This is a genomic window from Dellaglioa sp. CoH-55-MRSF-8, from assembly GCF_056782195.1.
The window spans coordinates 246,719-264,801 of the sequence record NZ_JBXAYH010000001.1 but is presented as its reverse complement, the minus strand read 5'-3'; the positions used below and the strand labels follow the sequence as shown (position 1 = coordinate 264,801).

15 protein-coding genes and 1 pseudogene are annotated in these 18,083 nt (G+C 33.9%); 7 read left to right on the top strand and 9 right to left on the bottom strand.

Going from position 1 to position 18,083, the window contains the following annotated elements; translation table 11 throughout:
- The first annotated feature begins 30 nt into the window (after positions 1-30).
- Complete coding sequence (locus AC1RPW_RS01225) at positions 31-936, top strand: proline-specific peptidase family protein (RefSeq protein WP_481760944.1); 906 nt, start codon at positions 31-33, stop codon at positions 934-936.
- Positions 937-990: 54 nt separating this feature from the next.
- On the opposite strand, the gene AC1RPW_RS01220 is transcribed toward AC1RPW_RS01225, so the two are convergent.
- Together AC1RPW_RS01220 and AC1RPW_RS01215 are read right to left on the bottom strand one after the other, a co-directional pair.
- The gene (locus tag AC1RPW_RS01220; protein ID WP_481761140.1) at positions 991-3,018 is read right to left on the bottom strand and encodes a copper-translocating P-type ATPase; all 2,028 of its coding nucleotides are present in this window, start codon (positions 3,016-3,018) and stop codon (positions 991-993) included.
- Positions 3,019-3,223: 205 nt separating this feature from the next.
- Positions 3,224-5,217, bottom strand: a pseudogene (locus AC1RPW_RS01215) (PTS sugar transporter subunit IIABC).
- 195 nt (positions 5,218-5,412) lie between these two features.
- On the opposite strand from AC1RPW_RS01215, the gene treR reads away from it, so the two are divergent.
- Together treR and treC are read left to right on the top strand one after the other, a co-directional pair.
- Positions 5,413-6,135, top strand: coding sequence for a trehalose operon repressor (gene treR, locus AC1RPW_RS01210; protein WP_481760945.1), 723 nt, complete (start codon positions 5,413-5,415; stop codon positions 6,133-6,135).
- Between the two features lie 17 nt (positions 6,136-6,152).
- On the top strand, positions 6,153-7,799 hold the full coding sequence (gene treC, locus AC1RPW_RS01205; protein WP_481760946.1) for an alpha,alpha-phosphotrehalase: 1,647 nt from the start codon (positions 6,153-6,155) through the stop codon (positions 7,797-7,799).
- A 62-nt stretch (positions 7,800-7,861) separates the two neighbouring features.
- Here treC and AC1RPW_RS01200 read toward each other — a convergent pair whose 3' ends face one another.
- Entirely contained in the window at positions 7,862-9,169 is a 1,308-nt protein-coding gene (locus AC1RPW_RS01200) for a sialate O-acetylesterase (protein WP_481760947.1), read from the bottom strand.
- 311 nt (positions 9,170-9,480) lie between these two features.
- Between AC1RPW_RS01200 and AC1RPW_RS01195 the strand changes: the two genes are divergently transcribed.
- From AC1RPW_RS01195 to AC1RPW_RS01180, 4 genes are all read left to right on the top strand, one after another.
- Positions 9,481-10,806, top strand: a complete 1,326-nt coding sequence (locus tag AC1RPW_RS01195) for an MATE family efflux transporter (protein ID WP_481760948.1) — start codon at positions 9,481-9,483, stop codon at positions 10,804-10,806.
- A gap of 19 nt (positions 10,807-10,825) precedes the next feature.
- Positions 10,826-11,173: a VOC family protein gene (locus AC1RPW_RS01190; protein ID WP_481760949.1), complete on the top strand. Its 348-nt coding sequence runs from the start codon at positions 10,826-10,828 to the stop codon at positions 11,171-11,173.
- A 152-nt stretch (positions 11,174-11,325) separates the two neighbouring features.
- On the top strand, positions 11,326-11,982 hold the full coding sequence (locus AC1RPW_RS01185) for an ABC transporter ATP-binding protein (protein ID WP_481760950.1): 657 nt from the start codon (positions 11,326-11,328) through the stop codon (positions 11,980-11,982).
- Positions 11,975-12,733, top strand: a complete 759-nt coding sequence (locus AC1RPW_RS01180) for an ABC transporter permease (RefSeq protein WP_481760951.1) — start codon at positions 11,975-11,977, stop codon at positions 12,731-12,733. The genes AC1RPW_RS01185 and AC1RPW_RS01180 overlap by 8 nt, the downstream gene beginning before the upstream one ends.
- Before the next feature lie 63 nt (positions 12,734-12,796).
- Here AC1RPW_RS01180 and AC1RPW_RS01175 read toward each other — a convergent pair whose 3' ends face one another.
- From AC1RPW_RS01175 to AC1RPW_RS01150, 6 genes are all read right to left on the bottom strand, one after another.
- Positions 12,797-13,456 carry an ABC transporter ATP-binding protein gene (locus AC1RPW_RS01175; RefSeq protein ID WP_481760952.1) on the bottom strand — a complete coding sequence of 220 codons (660 nt, stop codon included), beginning with the start codon at positions 13,454-13,456 and terminating at the stop codon, positions 12,797-12,799.
- A gap of 21 nt (positions 13,457-13,477) precedes the next feature.
- A complete protein-coding gene (locus AC1RPW_RS01170) occupies positions 13,478-14,932 on the bottom strand; it encodes an ABC transporter permease (protein ID WP_481760953.1) in 1,455 nt (484 codons plus the stop codon).
- Positions 14,933-15,087: 155 nt separating this feature from the next.
- Complete coding sequence (locus AC1RPW_RS01165) at positions 15,088-15,957, bottom strand: DegV family protein (RefSeq protein ID WP_481760954.1); 870 nt, start codon at positions 15,955-15,957, stop codon at positions 15,088-15,090.
- A gap of 56 nt (positions 15,958-16,013) precedes the next feature.
- Positions 16,014-16,376: a fluoride efflux transporter CrcB gene (gene crcB / locus AC1RPW_RS01160; protein WP_481760955.1), complete on the bottom strand. Its 363-nt coding sequence runs from the start codon at positions 16,374-16,376 to the stop codon at positions 16,014-16,016.
- Positions 16,373-16,768 (bottom strand): fluoride efflux transporter CrcB, encoded by a 396-nt coding sequence (gene crcB / locus AC1RPW_RS01155; RefSeq protein ID WP_481760956.1) that lies wholly within the window; start codon positions 16,766-16,768, stop codon positions 16,373-16,375. The genes crcB (AC1RPW_RS01160) and crcB (AC1RPW_RS01155) overlap by 4 nt, the downstream gene beginning before the upstream one ends.
- Positions 16,769-16,876: 108 nt before the next feature.
- Positions 16,877-17,965 carry a DUF871 domain-containing protein gene (locus tag AC1RPW_RS01150; protein WP_481760957.1) on the bottom strand — a complete coding sequence of 363 codons (1,089 nt, stop codon included), beginning with the start codon at positions 17,963-17,965 and terminating at the stop codon, positions 16,877-16,879.
- Between the last annotated feature and the right edge of the window lie 118 nt (positions 17,966-18,083).

Sequence of the window (18,083 nt, the reverse complement as noted above, 5' to 3'; positions counted from 1 at the left end):
ATCTATTCTTAAGAAATTAGGTGGATTAATATGGCATACGGAACGAAAATTATTACGTTAGATAATGGTTATCATCTCTGGACTCATACTGAAGGACAAGGTGATATCCAACTACTTTGTCTACATGGTGGGCCTGGTGGTACACATGAATATTACGAAAATTTTGCTGAAAAATTAGCACCTCTTGGCGTTCAGGTTTCAATGTATGACCAACTCGGTTCATGGTATTCTGATCAACCAGATTTTACTAAACAAGAAAATGTTGATAAATTTCTTAATATTGATTACTTCATTGATGAAGTTGAAGAAGTCCGTATTAAATTAGGTTTAGATAACTTCTACCTAATTGGTCAATCATGGGGTGGTGCTCTTGTTCAAGAATACGCCTTAAAATATGGTGACCATTTAAAAGGTGCTATTATCTCAAGTATGACTGATGATATTAACGAATATTTAGCAAACGTTAATGCTATTCGTGCTAAAGAATTGGATGCTGATGCGCTTGCCTACATGCAAGAATGTGAAAAAAATAACGATCTTGATAATGACCGTTACCAAGGTTATGTCGATATTTTAAATGACGGCTATGTTGATCGTAAAAAGCCAGCCCAAATTTCTCATTTAGTAAGCACAATGGCTGAACCCGTTTATAATTACTTCCAAGGTAACAATGAATTCGTTGTGACTGGTAAATTAAAAGACTGGTCTACTCGTGACCGCATTAAAAATATTACTGTCCCAACATTAATCACATTTGGCGAACATGAAACAATGCCTTTAGCAACAGCTAAAAGAATGTCAGAAACAATTCCACATGCTCGTCTTGAAACAACTCCTGAGGGTGGTCATCATCATATGATCGATAACGCTCCTGTTTACTTTGATCATTTAAGTACCTTCTTATCAGATGTTGAAAACGACAATTTTAAAGATTAAATTAAAAAATACCACCATTGATAACTACTATCAACGGTGGTATTTTTTTATCTCTTAATCGTGTAACATCATTGCATTAATTGCAACAACAATTGTACTTAACGACATCACAACTGCACCCACTAATGGACTTAAAATAAAGCCAATTGGTGCTAAAACGCCGGCAGCCAATGGTAATGCAATAATATTATAACCTGCACCCCACCAAAGATTTTGAATCATTTTCAATCTTGTGTTTCGACTTAATTTCAAAAATTTTATGATATCCATCGGATTACTTTTAACTAATATAACGTCTGCAGAGTCGACAGCAACATCCGTACCTGAACCAATTGCCATCCCTATTGTTGCACTTGCTAAACTAGGCGCATCATTAATACCGTCACCAACCATGATAACGTTATGTCCTTCGCCCTCTAACTGACTAACAATTTTAGCCTTATCTTCAGGCATTAAGTTAGCACGAACATCTACAATACCTAGTTTTGCACCAACTTTATCAGCAGCTTGTTGATTATCACCAGTTAACATAATCACTTTGATATTCATTTTTTCTAATTTTTCGACTAAACCAAATGATTCTGGTTTAATTTGATCCCCTTGAGCAACATACCCAATCACTTTTTCATTTTGAATTAAATAACTAATTGAATCTCCTTCGTTGTCAGAAGCCATTTCATCCGTTAATAACTGTTGTTTATTAACATAAGCTTCAGAAACAATTTTGAATGCATCATCGTTAATATGTCCTTCTAATCCAACACCATTAATTTGTTGTGTTTCACTTGCAGTTGGAATCTCAATTTTTAAATCTTCTGCTTTTTGAATGATTCCTTTACCCAAAGGATGTGTCGATCCACGTTCTAACGACGCCATCAATCCGATAATTTCTGATTCAGAAAACTGATCAGTAAATGTTTTATATCCGGTTACCACGAAATGACCTTCAGTTAAAGTTCCTGTTTTATCAACAAGTAATGTGTCAATTGTGTGTGCAACTTCTAGCGCATTTCTATTTTTGATTAATAAGCCATTTTTAGCTGATAAAGAAGTACTTCTCGCAACAACTAATGGAATGGCTAAACCTAAAGCATGTGGACAAGCAATCACTAGAACAGTTACAAGAATTGATAATGCCTGACTAAATGTCCCTGTAATTAACCATACAATGAATGCTAAAATACCAACAGTCATGGCAGCATAAAATAAATATCCCGCAACTTTATCAGCTAACGTTTCCGTATCTGATTTTTCTGACTGCGCTTTTGTGACTAATTTAACAACTTGAGCTAAGTAACCTGTTTCACCAGTTCCCGTTACAGTCATTTGGATTTCTCCATTACCATTAACTGATCCACCAACGACTTCATCATCTACTACTTTTTCAACTTGTTTCGATTCACCAGTTATCATAGCTTCATCGACGCTTGTTTTACCAGAAATAATTGTTCCATCAGCTGGAATCGTTTCATTTCCTTTAACTAACAGAATATCTCCAACATGAACATTTGTTAAATCAACATCTTCAATTTTTTTATTTTCTCTAACGATATGTGCTTGTTTAGGTAAGAGTTGTGCTAATTTTTGAACAGCATCTCCTGCTGACATAACAGCGTTCATTTCAATCCAATGACCTAACAACATAATGACAATTAACGTTGCTAACTCCCAGAAGAAATCCATAACATGATGACTTGGATCTACAAGATTATTCATCACAACAGCATATAAGCTATACAAGTATGCCACACTAATACCCATTGCGATTAAGGTCATCATTGCTGGCTTTTTATCTGCAAGCTCCATCTTTGCACTATCTAAAAATGTTTTACCGCCATAGAAAAATAATCCAGTACCAATAAGTGCTACAACCCAATCAGATCCAGGGAAAGTAAACTGTAAGGGTAAGTTAATCCCCATCATAGGTGTCATTAAAACAATAGGAATTGCTAAAACTAAAGAAATCCAGAATTTCAATTTTAGATTTCCCATATGCATCATGTGCCCACCCATGTTCATTTGATCGTGGTCCATTCCTTCCATATCCATGTGATCCATACTCATGTGGTCCATATTTTTCATATCCTTATGATTCATATTCATGTGATCCATTTCTTTCATATCTTTGTGATCCATTTATACCGCCTCCATTAATTTATATTTTTAGTTTACACTTGTAAACTTAGATAGTCAAATAATTTATCTGTTACAAAAAAAATGTCAAAGAGATAAATATCCCTTTGACATTTTTATATAATCACATAAACATTTTAGTTAATTTACAATTCTATGCATCTTTACCAATTGTTTTACGACGGTTAACTTCTTTTTCAGCAAGTACATCGGAATCTTTAAATCCAAAGACCCAAGTACAACCAAATGCTACGATTATTGTAACAATTGATGCAATCCAAAAGTTAATTTCGTTACTCATTCCTCCACCAAACTTTAAAGGTGTAAAGAATGAAGGGAATCCGATTAATGAACCAGTAAATCCGTACATATTAACGTTTAATAGTCCGGCTACTAATCCACCAACTGCACCACCAATATTAGCTGCTAAGAAGACACGCCCATATTTTAAGGTAATCCCATAAATAGCTGGTTCTGTAATACCACTGAATGCTGCAATAACTGCACCACCAGATAATTCTTTAATGTTAGCCATTTTTGATTTAATCATAACTGCCATTACAGCAGCACCTTGAGCTACCATTGTAATTGAAACAATTGCATTTAAGTAGCTGTAGCCTTTTGAAGCAATATCGTTTGCGATTAAAGGAACAACTGCCCAATGTAAACCAAAGATAACTAAACATTGATATAATCCACCAATAACAAAACCTGCAATTGGGTAGTTTGCTGTTAAAATTGTGTTTAAAATAATAGAAATACCTGTACTAATTAACGTAATAATAGGTCCAACAATAATGATAATAGCGGCCGAAACGATCATAACTTCTAACAATGGTACAAAAATCATTCGTAAAACTTGTGGAATAACTTTTTTGAGTCCTTTTTCAACATAATGTGCTAACCATGCTCCAGCAATAATTGGGAAAATACTGTAAGTATAGTTAACCATATGAATTGGAATCCCAAATAAGTTAGTATTTAATGACATCCCCAAAAGTTGTCCAAACACTTTTGTTCCTGTTGCAATACCAAAAAGTGAAGGATATACCAAGACACCACCAACAATAGCCATAATAATTGGATCAGATTTTAACTTCTGTGCAGCTGTGAATCCAACAATAATAGGTAAGAAATAGAATGCTGAATCTCCCATGGCTGATAAGAAAATGTAAGTCTGTGATGTGGCTTCTGTCCAACGAAAATCGACAGCCATTTGAAGTAATCCTTTTAAAATACCACTAGCAGCCAATAATCCAATTACTGGCATCATAGAACCTGTGATAACACCAATCAAAGTATTAAATCCAGCATTCAATTTTCCACGGAATGTTGTTGGTTTTTCCTCAGCTGGTGCATCATCGGCAGCATCGACCTCGCCACCTGCGTATGATGTTCCTAATTGTGCAATAACTGCATCATAGACATCAGTAACAGCTGGTCCAATAACAACTTGATATTGTCCAACAGCATGACGAACATCAATTACACCTGTTAAATTTTTAATCACTTCATCGTCTGCTTTACTTTCATCAACTAAGTAAAATCGTAACCGCGTAATACAATGGATTAAACTCTTAATATTCTCTTTACCACCGACTTGTTTGATAATGTCTGTAGCTAATTGTGTGTAATCTTTTGCCATAACTATTCCTCCCCTTTTGCAGTACCAGATCCCACTTCCGTGCCACCTTCAAAAGGTTGTGGTTCCGATAATGTTAATTTGTCTAATTTATCTTGTGTATTTGTAATTACTACCATTAAAACATTGTCTAATTGTGCTTCAGAAACTTGTGTTAAATCCATAGTCCCAAGTAATTCACCACCATGAACACGAGCACCTTTTTTAATATTAATATCAAATGGTGCACCTTTTAAATCAACCGTATCAACACCCATGTGTAATAAAATTTCAAGTCCATTATCCATCGTGAATCCGATAGCATGTTTTGTTGATGCAACCAATGTTATAGTTCCAGATACTGGACTATAAATTTCCCCTGCGGTTGGTTTAAATCCGAAGCCATCACCCATTAATTTTTGAGCAAAAACAGAATCGCTCACATTTTCTAAATCAATTAACTCCCCAGTTGCTGGTGCGTAAAACTTATCATCATTTACCTTTTGTTTTCTTTTAAAAATCGACATTGTTCTCTCCCCCATTTTTTTTAATTTATTTAACTAGATTCGCTTACAGCGATTAAGCGTTTTCAAGTTATCCTTATAATAAACCTGTCTATACAGGATGTCAACGCTTTCTTTTCTTTTAAATTAACATTTATATATACTTGTATAGACTAGAATGTTTATGTTAAAATAACCTTATCATTGGAGGTGACTATTATGACGAACCAAAATAAACATTTAGGTATTTATCAAGATCTTGTCACTAAAATCACACATAATATTTACGCATCAGGAACATTCCTACCTAGTGAAATTCAATTGAGCCATTTATACGGTACTTCTCGCGAAACAATTCGAAAGGCTCTCCAAAATTTACTAACCAATGGCTATATTCAAAAAATTCGAGGCAAAGGATCGCTTGTTTTAGATATTCAACGATTCGCTTTTCCCGTCTCAGGTATTACTTCATATGAGGAACTGAATAAGTCTCTTCAAATGAATTCGGAAACACAAGTTAGACAGTTACTTGTCACAACTATTCCTATAGAGAGTTTTGCACCTAAGTCTGTTGTTGGCGATAAAGCGACATTTATTGAACGTCTACGACTTGTTAAAAATGAACCCAGTGTTATTGATCGTGACTACATACTTTCAGATATCGTACCTGAGATACCTTTAGCAGTTGCCCAAAATTCGCTTTATGATTATTTTGAAAATAAATTAGGCTTAGAAATCAGTTATGCTATTAAAAAAATTACAGTTGAACCAGCAGATACAACTATCCAAAAATTATTAAACATTCCAAAAACAGAATCTGTTGTTGTCATAAGAAGTGAAACCTATTTACAAGATAGTCGTTTATTTCAGATTACCGAAGCTATTCACCGCTCAGATCGTTTTAGTTTTGTTGATTTTGCACGACGGACGAAGAAAATATAACTAATAGGAGAATAACGATGACATTTGAAGATAAAATTATTTATCAAATTTACCCAAAATCATTTTATGATAGTAACAATGATGGCCTGGGCGATTTACAAGGGATTATCGCTAAAATACCTTATTTAAAACAACTCAATATTGATATGATTTGGTTTAATCCTTTTTTCATATCACCACAAAATGATAATGGCTATGATATCTCAGATTATTATCATATTGATCCTAAGTTTGGTACTATGGCTGATTTTGATGAACTTGTTACCAAGCTAAAATCTGTAGGCATCGATGTCATGATGGATATGGTTTTTAACCATACATCAACTGAACATGAATGGTTCCAAAAAGCGCTAAAAGGTGATCCAAAATATATGGCTTACTATTATATTCGTGGAGCAAAACCAGATAGCTCGCTTCCAACTAATTGGGATTCTAAATTTGGTGGTCCTGCATGGGAAGCTTTCGGAAATACGGGTAAGTACTACCTTCATCTCTACGACCCAACTCAAGCAGACTTAGATTGGCATAATCCAGCAGTTCGAAAAGAAATGGCCAAGATTGTTAATTTTTGGCGCAACAAAGGTGTTAAAGGTTTCCGATTCGACGTTATCAATGTCATCGGTAAAGATGTCAATTTACTTGATGCACCTTATGGTACTGATAGTAGACTTATGTATACAGATAAAAAAATAGTTCATCAATATCTACAAGAACTTAACGAATCTAGTTTTGGTCAAGACCCTGATGCTGTGACCGTTGGTGAAATGTCTTCTACTTCAATCGATAATTGTATTGAATACACGTTAGGCAAAAACAACGAGTTATCAATGGTCTTTACCTTCCACCATTTAAAAGTTGACTATACCCATGGAAATAAATGGACGACGATGCCTTTTGACTTTATGAGTTTAAAAAACATTCTAAATGATTGGCAATTAGGTATGACAGCTGGTCATGGTTGGAACGCTTTATTTTGGAATAATCATGATCAGCCTCGTGCTATTAATCGTTTTGGTGATCCCGTCCATTTTCGTGAAAAATCTGCCGAAATGCTAGCGACAACTATTCATTTATTACGTGGAACGCCTTTTATTTATATGGGAGAAGAAATTGGGATGAGCGATCCTCAATATCAGCATTTATCTGATTATAATGATATTGAAACCAAAAACATTTACCCAACATTATTAGCGAAAGGACTCAGTGAAACTGAAGCCTTAGACATTATTCAAGCAAAATCTCGTGATAATAGTCGTACTCCCATGCAATGGAATAACTCTGAGTATGCAGGGTTCTCAGCTGAAAAACCATGGTTGATGCCAATGAATCAGTCTATCGTCAACGTTCAAAATGAATTAGTACGCGGCGAAATATTTAATTACTATCAACAACTAATTAAATTACGTAAGACTCTGCCAATTGTCTCTGTTGGTGATTATCAACCTCTTTTAATGGACGATACTCAAGTTTTTGCTTACCAAAGAATACTAAAAAATCAACGTTTAATTGTTTTAAATAATTTCTATGGTACAACGACAACGATTACTTTACCTGCATTTACCGGGGAAATATCAACTGTCATCAATAATTATCCAACCGATATCAAATTAGAAACAGCTATGACGTTAGCTCCATATCAGTCAGTTGCCTTTTTGATTGACTAACTAAAATAAAGCAGCCTTGCAATTTTAAATTGTAAGGCTGCTTTATTTAGAACTTATTAAGATTAATCAAAGTAGATTTTAAAAGGACTAACTGGAATATGGTTTTCGTTCCATAAGCCGGCAGAAGTTACATTTGCATATGCATACTGTAAGCCAATTGATTCTTCTTCTAATCGAATCTTGATATCATTTGTACCTAAATCAATCACTGCAGGTTTTAAAACATCCCCTGGCATGATCCATTTTAAATCAATATCATTTGTTGTTTCAAGTTGTTCACAATTTGAAAAGTTAAGACGCATTTGTTTTACATCAGCTGAAATTTCAGATAATTGTGGACTTGTTTGCATTTCATCGAATTTACCAAAATTAGAATATAATTCGATTACACGATAACCTAATTGTCTTTTACTACTTGGATGAATCTCGTTAGCTGAATCTTCATCCATAGCTGTAACTAAGTAAACCCGATTTTCTGTTGCTGCAAACTTTTGTTGTGCATCGCGAATTTCAGCCCATGAATTAGCTATCTTATGATTATATTGTGGTAACTGAATAATATAAGTTGGTAATTTATTTTGTTTAAGCGTTTTGCGCCATTCACGGATTAATTTTTTCAAAAGTAACCCATAATGTTTTGTATCTATTCCTGCATCTCGTTCACCTTGATACCAAGTTAACAATTTAAATCGGTAAGGACCCACTTGTGATAACATCGTATCGTATAAATTATCGGATTCTTCTAAACTTGGAATTTTAGTATCAACATAAGCTGCTTTTAAAGTCTCGTTATTTATTAGTGTACTTTCTGATACCCAACTTGCAGCTGAAGTCCCATTTTTAGCACATAATACAAGGCCAATTGGTGTGTATTCATCATATTGACGAACCTTCTTAGCCATATAATAGCCTAATGCTGTAACGTTACCAATATTTTCTTCATCAACAATTTGCCATGGATTTTCTTCTGTTGATTGCTTTTCAGGTATATTGATAAAACGTAAATTCATCATTGGCATTGTTTTATTATGATCAAATTCATCATCTTTAGCCATTTTGAAGTTAGCATTTGATTGTCCAGCAATCAAGAATACATCTCCAAATTGTACGTCGCGTAAAATTATTTTATCTGTTCCTGATTTAACTAGAACGGTCACAATTGTAGGTGCTAAAAATGAGATACTTTCAATTAAAAAGTATCCTGTATCATCAGCAATTCCTGTTTCAATTGTATCTTCGCTACCGCCCATTGAAATCGTTACAGTTACTTCTTGATTGGGTTCTGCATAACCAAAAAAACGTGTTGTCTGATCTTGTTGCATAACCATATGATTAGTAAATAGTGGTGCTAATCGCAATGTTGTTGCCACTGTTAAACCCTTCTTTCTAGTCGCTGTCCATTAAGTATCCTTTACAATTATAACATAAGATAAGCCTCTATCGACTTTTTATCAAATGGATTAGTCAGCTACTTTGACTATTATTTAGTTGTTTGTCCTAGCTATTTTGAATAATAGTTGCTAGAATAAAGACAGTCAAAACAGTGTAAAATCGCCGGGTTTTACAAAAATAATAGTTATCACATCCAAGAGGCCATTTTTTAATGAAGGATGTTGGTACCTATTTTTTATTGTCCATTATTATAAGATTATAAAAAATAGGTACCGATAAGGAGCTCAAAATGAATAATCAAACGGTTTCTATCCGTCGTGAACTTTCAGGTTACGTCACACGGAACGTTTTAAGTACTTTAGGTTTATCTGTGTATCTTCTGGCAGATACATATTTCATTGCTAATGCGGTTGGAACAACTGGTTTAGCGGCTTTAAATATTGTATTACCCCTCTTTAATTTATTAAATGGCGTCGGGTTGTTACTCGGAATTGGTGGTGCAACTTTATTTTCTATTTTAAAGATTAAGGATCAAAAAGCGAGTCAAAAAATTTTCACACAGGTTTTAATTGTTGGGATTATTTTCGGCCTAGCTTTCTCAGTCTTAGGCTTTTTATTCATGAAACCTTTACTCTATTTTTTAGGTGCAAACGCAGGAACTTACAAATTAGCTGCTGAATACCTAACTTATATTTTGCTAGCTGCACCATTCTTTGCTTGTAATTATCTCGTTTTAAGTTTCATTCGAAACGATAATAATCCACATTTATCGATGGTTGCCATGTTAGTATCTAGTTTATTCAATATCATTTTTGATTATATTTTTATGTACCCATTACATCTTGGTATGGGTGGTGCTGCAATGGCAACTGCTGTTTCTCCAATTGTTGCTTTAGCTATATTAACCTTCCATCGTAAAAAGGAAGGACGTCTTTTAACGCTCCAACGAACGTCTATTCACTTTAAGACAATAAAAAAAGTTGTTCAATTCGGGTTCCCTGTCTTTCTAACTGAAATGAGTACAGGTGTCAGCATTTTTGCTTTCAACCTTGTCATTTTAAGTTTAGCGGGAAATACAGCTGTCGCAGCCTATGGAATTATCGCAAACATCGTCTTAGTCGCTTTATCACTTTTTAATGGTGTTGCCCAAGGAATTCAGCCTTTACTCAGTCGAGAATTTGGAATTCGGAATTGGCCAGAAGTTAAGCAAATATTACGTTTTGGGTTAATTGTTAGTTTTATTATTGGCACAATTTTATACCTTACATTGACCTTTGAAAAAGATCCTATTATTGCATTATTCAATAATAGTAACAACCAAGAGTTAATCCATTATGCTGAAATAGGCATTCCAATCTACTTCTTAAGCTTATTTGGATCATCCCTTAATGTTGTGTTTAGCATGTTTTTCTCAGCGATTGGCGAACCCAAACATGCACTTATTCTAGCTATCTTGCGCGGTTATGTCTTACTACTAGGCTTATTATTTATTTTTGCCCACTTCTTCAACTTAACTGGTGTTTGGGTTGCTTTACCCGTCACAGAATTAATCATTGTCGTCATCAGTACTGTATTCCTATTCAGTTTCTTTAATAAACAAATTAAAAAACAATAAAAAGAAGGTTTCTTATTTTATGAAAGTTAAACGTTTTGAAGCAATCACAATTCCCGTAACTGATGTCCAAAGAAGTTTACGTTTTTATCATGAAGTTTTTGATATGACTATGATTGAAAATAGTGAGTTACCTACTGTTCATTTTGGCCATCAAAAAATTATTTTTGAGCCATCAACTAATGTTATTCCAATGACACTTAGTTTCGTCGTTAGTGATTCAATGACCGCTATGGAAAATCACTTGAAAAATTATTTTGTGACTATTATCTCTGGCCCGATTGAAAAGCAAGATGTTAAAAATGCACAATCGATTACAATTTCAGATCCAGATCAGCATATAATCGAATTAATTAGTTATCAGAAATAGATTTACTAAGCTAACATCTAAGCGATGTTAGCTTTTTTACTACTATTAGGTTTTTAAATCTATATGCTTAGATTCTCTAAAATACTTTTCTTTATTCCCACAGCTAAACATGGTAATCTGAAAATGAGTTATATCAGAAAGGCGGTCCTACTATGCAACCTATTATTGATTTACAAGATATTTCACTAGAACTTAGTAACCAATCAATCTTGAACCACATCTCTTTTCAAGTAAACCCTGGAGACTTTTTAACAATCACCGGTCCATCTGGAAGCGGTAAAAGTACCGTTTTGAAATTAATCGCTGGTTTAATTTCAAGAACATCTGGTGATATTAAGTTCAATGAAAAATCAATTGACAGTTATGACCCAATCGAATATCGTCGGATTGTTTCTTATTGCTTCCAAACCCCCGTTTTATTCGGCGAAACCGTTAAAGACAATCTGGAGTTTCCTTATATCGTTCGTAAGCAAGACTTCGATGAATCTCGTGCCATTTCTGAATTAGAATCCGTAGGCTTACCCAGCAGTTATCTTCAGAAATCAATAAATGAACTATCTGGTGGCGAGAAGCAACGTGTTGCCTTAATTCGTAATTTAATCTTTTTACCCAAAATCTTACTGCTTGATGAAATCACAAGTGCTTTAGATTCAGAAAGTAAAAACATTATACACGCATTAATTAATCGTTTAAATGACTCAAATAAAATCACTATTATCGCTGTTACTCATGATGATAATGAAATAAAACTGGCTGATCAATTAATTAATATCGAGGCCGGAAAAATAACGGAGGTTAGACATGCATAATTTAGCCGTTAATAATCTTTCTCTCGTTTTCGCTTTTTCATTAGTACTTGTCTCACTAGGAATTGTATATAAAGAAAAATTAGGCCTAGCAAAAGATATTATTTATAGTGTCATTCGTGCAATTATCCAATTAGTCATCGTCGGATACATTTTAAAGTACGTCTTTAATATTAATAATATTATTCTAACTTTAGTTATGATGTTCATTGTTTTCTTTAACGCTGCGTATAGTGCACATAAAAAAAGCGCAGGAATTCCACATAGTTTTCGTATTTCGTTCATTGCCATTTTTTGTAGTACGTCCGTTACACTTGGCCTTTTACTACTAGCTGGAACGCTTAAATTTATTCCTTCACAAATTATTCCAATTACTGGTATGATTGCTAGTAATTCAATGGTTGCGATTGGTCTTTGTTACCGTAACCTTAACAGTAATTTCCGTGATCAACGCCAACAGATTTTAGAAAAACTAGCACTCGGTGCAGATCTCAAACAAGCAGCATACCCTATTATCCGTGAAAGTATCAAAACAGGGATGTCGCCTACTATTGATTCAGCTAAAACGGTTGGTATCGTTAGTTTACCTGGAATGATGTCTGGGTTAATCTTCGCCGGTGTTGATCCTGTCTTTGCGATTAAATACCAAATCATGGTCACTTTCATGTTACTTTCAGCAACAAGTATCTCATCAATTAGTGTTTGTTATCTTTCATATAAACAATTTTTTAATGATAAGAAGCAACTACGATAAATTAAATATCAATCAACTAAAATAGCCATATGTATAAGTTTTCCTTATACATATGGCTATTTCTTACTCTATAACTTGAAACTCACGGTCCTTCAATACATATTGCGTATCACACATTTTAGCAACATCTGGTTCATGCGTTACAATGATGACACATTTATCTTGTGATTTAGCTAAATCTTGAAGTAATTCAATAATTTCTTTCGTATTAACTTCATCCAAATTACCGGTCGGTTCATCAGCTACGACTAATCGTGCGTCACAACACATCGTTCTGACAACAGCGACTCGCTGTTGTTGCCCACCAGAAAGATGTTGAACGTTCTTCTTAGCCATATCCTCATCAATACCAACTTTTTTCAACATATCAAAGGCATATTGTTTATCACCAGCATGTGTTGCTCCGGTAATGTCCATCGCAGTCATTAAGTTTTCCAACGCTGACATATAAGTAAATAAATTATAGGATTGGAAGATAATCGAGACATCTTTATTTCGATAATGAGTTAATCCGATTTTATTGATTGCCTCACCTTCATATATAATTTCTCCAGATTTTGGTTTATCTAAACCAGCAATTAGTGAGAGAAATGTTGTTTTTCCTGAGCCACTACTACCGACAATTGCATATGATTTACTTCTTTCAAAAGTTAAATTAACCTTTTCAAATAAGGGGTTATCCTTATTTTCATACCAATACGCGACATCTTTAATTTCAATCATTTAATCACTCCTTTCTATTATTTATGAAATCAGAATTTTCTTGGGTTCAAGTCGTAAAATACCTAACGATGCTAACATAATCGAGATAAAGATAATTGCCAGACCCATACCACCTAATTCTGCCAAATCTTTGATACTTACAGTTGTGCTTAGATTCTTTAATTTCTCAGATTTAGTTGTCGCTGACTGCCCTGGTATACCACTTGGATCTGTTCCACCAAATTGTCCACCTTTAGTACCACTTGGCGCACCGCCTCCACCTTGCATATCATTTGAAGTTGTAGCTGTTGTAGATGTCGTTGTTTGTTGGCTTATCAATTGATCACCTACTGCATTACCAACGAATTTCCCACCAATTCCGGCAACAACTAATGACACGAGTAGAACCATAAACATTTCAACAAAGAATTGTGCAATAACTTTCCAACGTTTTTCACCTAATGATAGGAGGACACCAATTTCATAGCGACGTTCTCTAATCATTAAAATAACAATTAAGGCAAGAATGATAGTTCCTGCAACTGCGACTAATAGAACAATTTTTTGGGCAAAACTCTTAACATTATTCAATGGTGTCAGCATTGATTGATAAGTACTATCGTTTGTTGACATTGAAAATTTAGATGTGTTAATTAATTTCTTAGCTGCTTTTGTGAAAGTTTCTGACTTGGCTGGATCACTTAATGTATACACAACTGAATCGGCCGTATCTTTATACTTACTACCTTTTAAAGTATTCGCAAATGTGTAAGCTGTATAAATAGTATTTGATGGATCAGTAGCTCCTGGCCCACCCATACTTGTAGAACTAGTTGAACTAGCTTTATAAATACCGACAACTTCAACTTTATACTTCGTACCACCAGTTGATTTCATTGTAATTGTATTGCCCACAGAAATATGGTTAGTAGAAGCAAGTTCTGATTCAATCACAACGTTTTTAGTATTTAAATCACTCGAATTTAAACCACGACCTTTTGTAATTTTGGCACCACTAGTATTTAGTGCACTAGCCGTTGAACTTACACCGGAAATAGAAATATCACCCGTTGTTGCAGAAGTTGCCATTTTCTTGCCGCCCATCCCACCACTTTGACTTGAGGTCGATGTTGTTTTAATGGCATCAAATGAAGAAGCATTAGCTGTAGTTGAAGTGGTGATACTGTAACTCTTCACATTGCTTAATGCACCAACTTTTTTAGCTGTTGCGACTGTTACCCCAGCTAAGTTTAATGATGGTTTAGTGGTTTTTGAGCTTGAAGTTTTCATCTCGCTAAAAGCTTTATCTCGATTAGCTGATAATGTCACCGTTGCACCCGCACTCTTCTTCGCATCATTTGCCGCAGTTGTTGCTGCATTTTGAATAATTAATCCTGCTAAAACGAATAACATAATAGCTGACATAACTAATACAAGTAAAAAAGATCGTCCTTTTTTTGCTTTAAGATTTAATAAAGCACGTTTAAAAAAATTCATATTTATTACCTCCATATTCTCTTAAATTATTTGATAAGAATAAGCATAGCTAATAATTATGAATTATTTTTGAATATTATCAGAACATTTTCGTTTGTTATACAAAAAAAAGTTTTATTATGAATAATAATTCATAATAAAACCGTTTTCTTTATTTAATCTATTAGACTTTTCCAATCTCTCGACCAGATTAATCCTAAACATTTTTCACCTGTGTGAACACCGACAAGTGGTCCAATATAACCCGATTCAAATTTCATTTTAGGAAAACTAGTTCTCAAGTCTTGTCCCCATTCAGCTTGAAGTTCCGGATTATTCGCATCAATTAAATTAATTTGAACTGGATAATCAAGTGAACGTGTTGCTTCTGAGAATTGAGCTTTAATTTCAGAATAGGCATTTTTCATTTTGCGTTCTTTACCAATAGCAACGATTTTACCTTCTTTATCAAAAGTTAAAATCGGTTTAATTTTCAATATGTTTCCAACAAAACCTGAATGATTTGATAAACGACCGGTCCTCATTAAATGATTTAAATCATCAACAACAAAAAGAACCCGTGTTGTTTCTCTTAATTCGGCTAACTTTTCAAGTATTTCCATAACGTTTTTATCTTTATTAGCTAATGTGGCAGCCAATTGAACCATGTTACCCATCCCCGCGCAATCAATTTTCGAATCAAAAACATGCACATTGATGGCCGAAACAGATGATGCGAAAGCTTCAAGATTACCAACTAATCCACTAATACCTGATGATAAATGGATACAAATAACATCTGTATAGCCTTCAGCAGCAAGTGCCTTAAATTTTTCTTCCATTTCACCCATCGATACCTGGGAAGTTGTTGGTAAAACATCTTCTGTTTTTAATAATTGATAAAATTGAGTTGCCGTTAAATCGGCATTTTCATGATAGACATGATTTCCAAATAATACTGGGTTATTTACTACTTTAATATCTAATTGTTCAACAATCTCATCTGTAAGATAAGCTGAACTATCCGTTAATACAGCAATTTTCATTATTTCACATCCCTATTTTTACTATCCTATCACACATTATGCTCGAATACTTTAATTTAACTAACCATTTGGCGACCAATAACTAATCCTAACAGTGTCATCAAGCCACCAACAATATAACTAGCTAATAAATAAATCATGAATAACGATATTTTTTGGCTTTTAATTAATTTAACCAATTCAAAGTTATACGTTGAAAAGGTTGTAAAACCACCCATTGTTCCAGTACCAAGTAAGACTAACATCGGACTAGATAAATTAATTCCTGTTAAAAGACCTAAAATAAAACTACCTATCAGATTAATTAATAACGTTCCAACTGGAAATTGATCAGTTAGATATCGATTACTTAAATTTGTTATCCCATATCTTAACATAGCACCGATTGCAGCGCCAATCCCAACTAATAGTGTCATCATGAACGTTCACTCTCCATTCGCCAATCTCCAATCCGATTGCCTAATGAATAACCAAGTAATGTCATGGAAAGTCCACCTATAATCGTTACTAACACATAGATGAGTGCATAGCCCCATTGTTGCGTCTCTATTAACTTTACAGCTTCCAAACTATATGTTGAAAACGTTGTAAAAGCACCTATAAAACCTGTTTTTATCCCCAAAGTTAACCAATCTGGGACTTTTTCGGTTGTTTCAATATACTGAACTAAGAACGCCAAAATAAAGCACCCTACGACATTAATCATTAATGTCCCCAGTGGGAATCCATTTGGTTGAATAATCGTTAAACCAAGTAAGTACCGACTTATTCCACCAAAAAAAGCAAACAATGCAACAATTATATAATTCATTTTATGACCTTCTTATCAATTTTACATTTACTACTTCATTTTACCGAATTATCTAGTTAATACCAAATTAAAATGGACCACTAGAAATTATCTAGTGATCCATTTAGGCTAATCTTGGCTTAGTTTAAATTGACTCCATGGTTTCAAAAAATCGAGTAAGAATAATTCATCATCTATAATATGCCCAACAATATTTACACGACCATCATTTTTCATTTCTTTTAAAGCAATTTGTGTTTCACCTTTATATTGTCCATAACCTTCATTATCAATTAAGACGTCACCACGCTTAATTAATTTTGTATTATGTGCAGGAAATTCTTTATCTTTATACACAACCCGTGTCATTGTCGAACGTAAAAGATACGCTGAACGATCTCCGCGGTAACTATGAATATTATCAAATAATACTACTTTTTCAACCTCAGTAATATCATCTGCCGTTTCAATTTTAATCGTCGGATAATTGGCGTTGAATGCTTCTGATGCTGCTTTTAATTCATTTTCTGAAGCGTACGCGTTTGCGATAATCACATCATCAATTAAATCTGTCATCACCATATGTTTAACTTGTGTGGCAATATCTAAATGTCGATGATCCTCTAATGTACATAGTCCATCAGCAGTTGGCCAAGGTCCAAAAGTAGCTGACTTAGCATTAACAAAAGCTGCCGTATTTAAATTGTATTTTTTAAATTTCTCACTGCAAGCTACAAAAAAGTTATACTCTAATCCTGTGTATTCATGTGGATAAAAATTATGTGAACCTAATAAGTTCTCTCTTTTTGGTGAATAACTCATAATGTTATCCACATAGTTAGTCCCAGAACTCATATTTATTTCTATTTTTAAGTCATATGGATTGCGTGTCATTGCTGCTTCTTCTGCACCTGTAAATCCTAAATCTAATCGAACACCATATGCACCCATATCGTCAAAGAATTTTAAATCTTGATAACTAATATTTAGTTGTTCAAATAAATCAGGATTGATATCAACCATTACTTCCATACCAAGTTTATTTGCGTAAGCAACTGTCTTTTTAAATTCTGATAATACCTTATCTTTACCATCTGTCACTTGGAGTAAACTCGTAAAGACTCTTTTATACCCGTATTTACATGCCAAATCTAAATATGCTGTATCATCATTATAATTTGATCGTTCTGGATAAATTGAAATACCTAATTTTCCCATTATTATTCCTCCTAAATATTATTAAGGTCTATACCAATATTATAAAGGACATATAATGTAATTGAAAGCGCATTCCAAAAAAACTTTTGATTATTTTTAAATTTTTTCTTAATGTTAA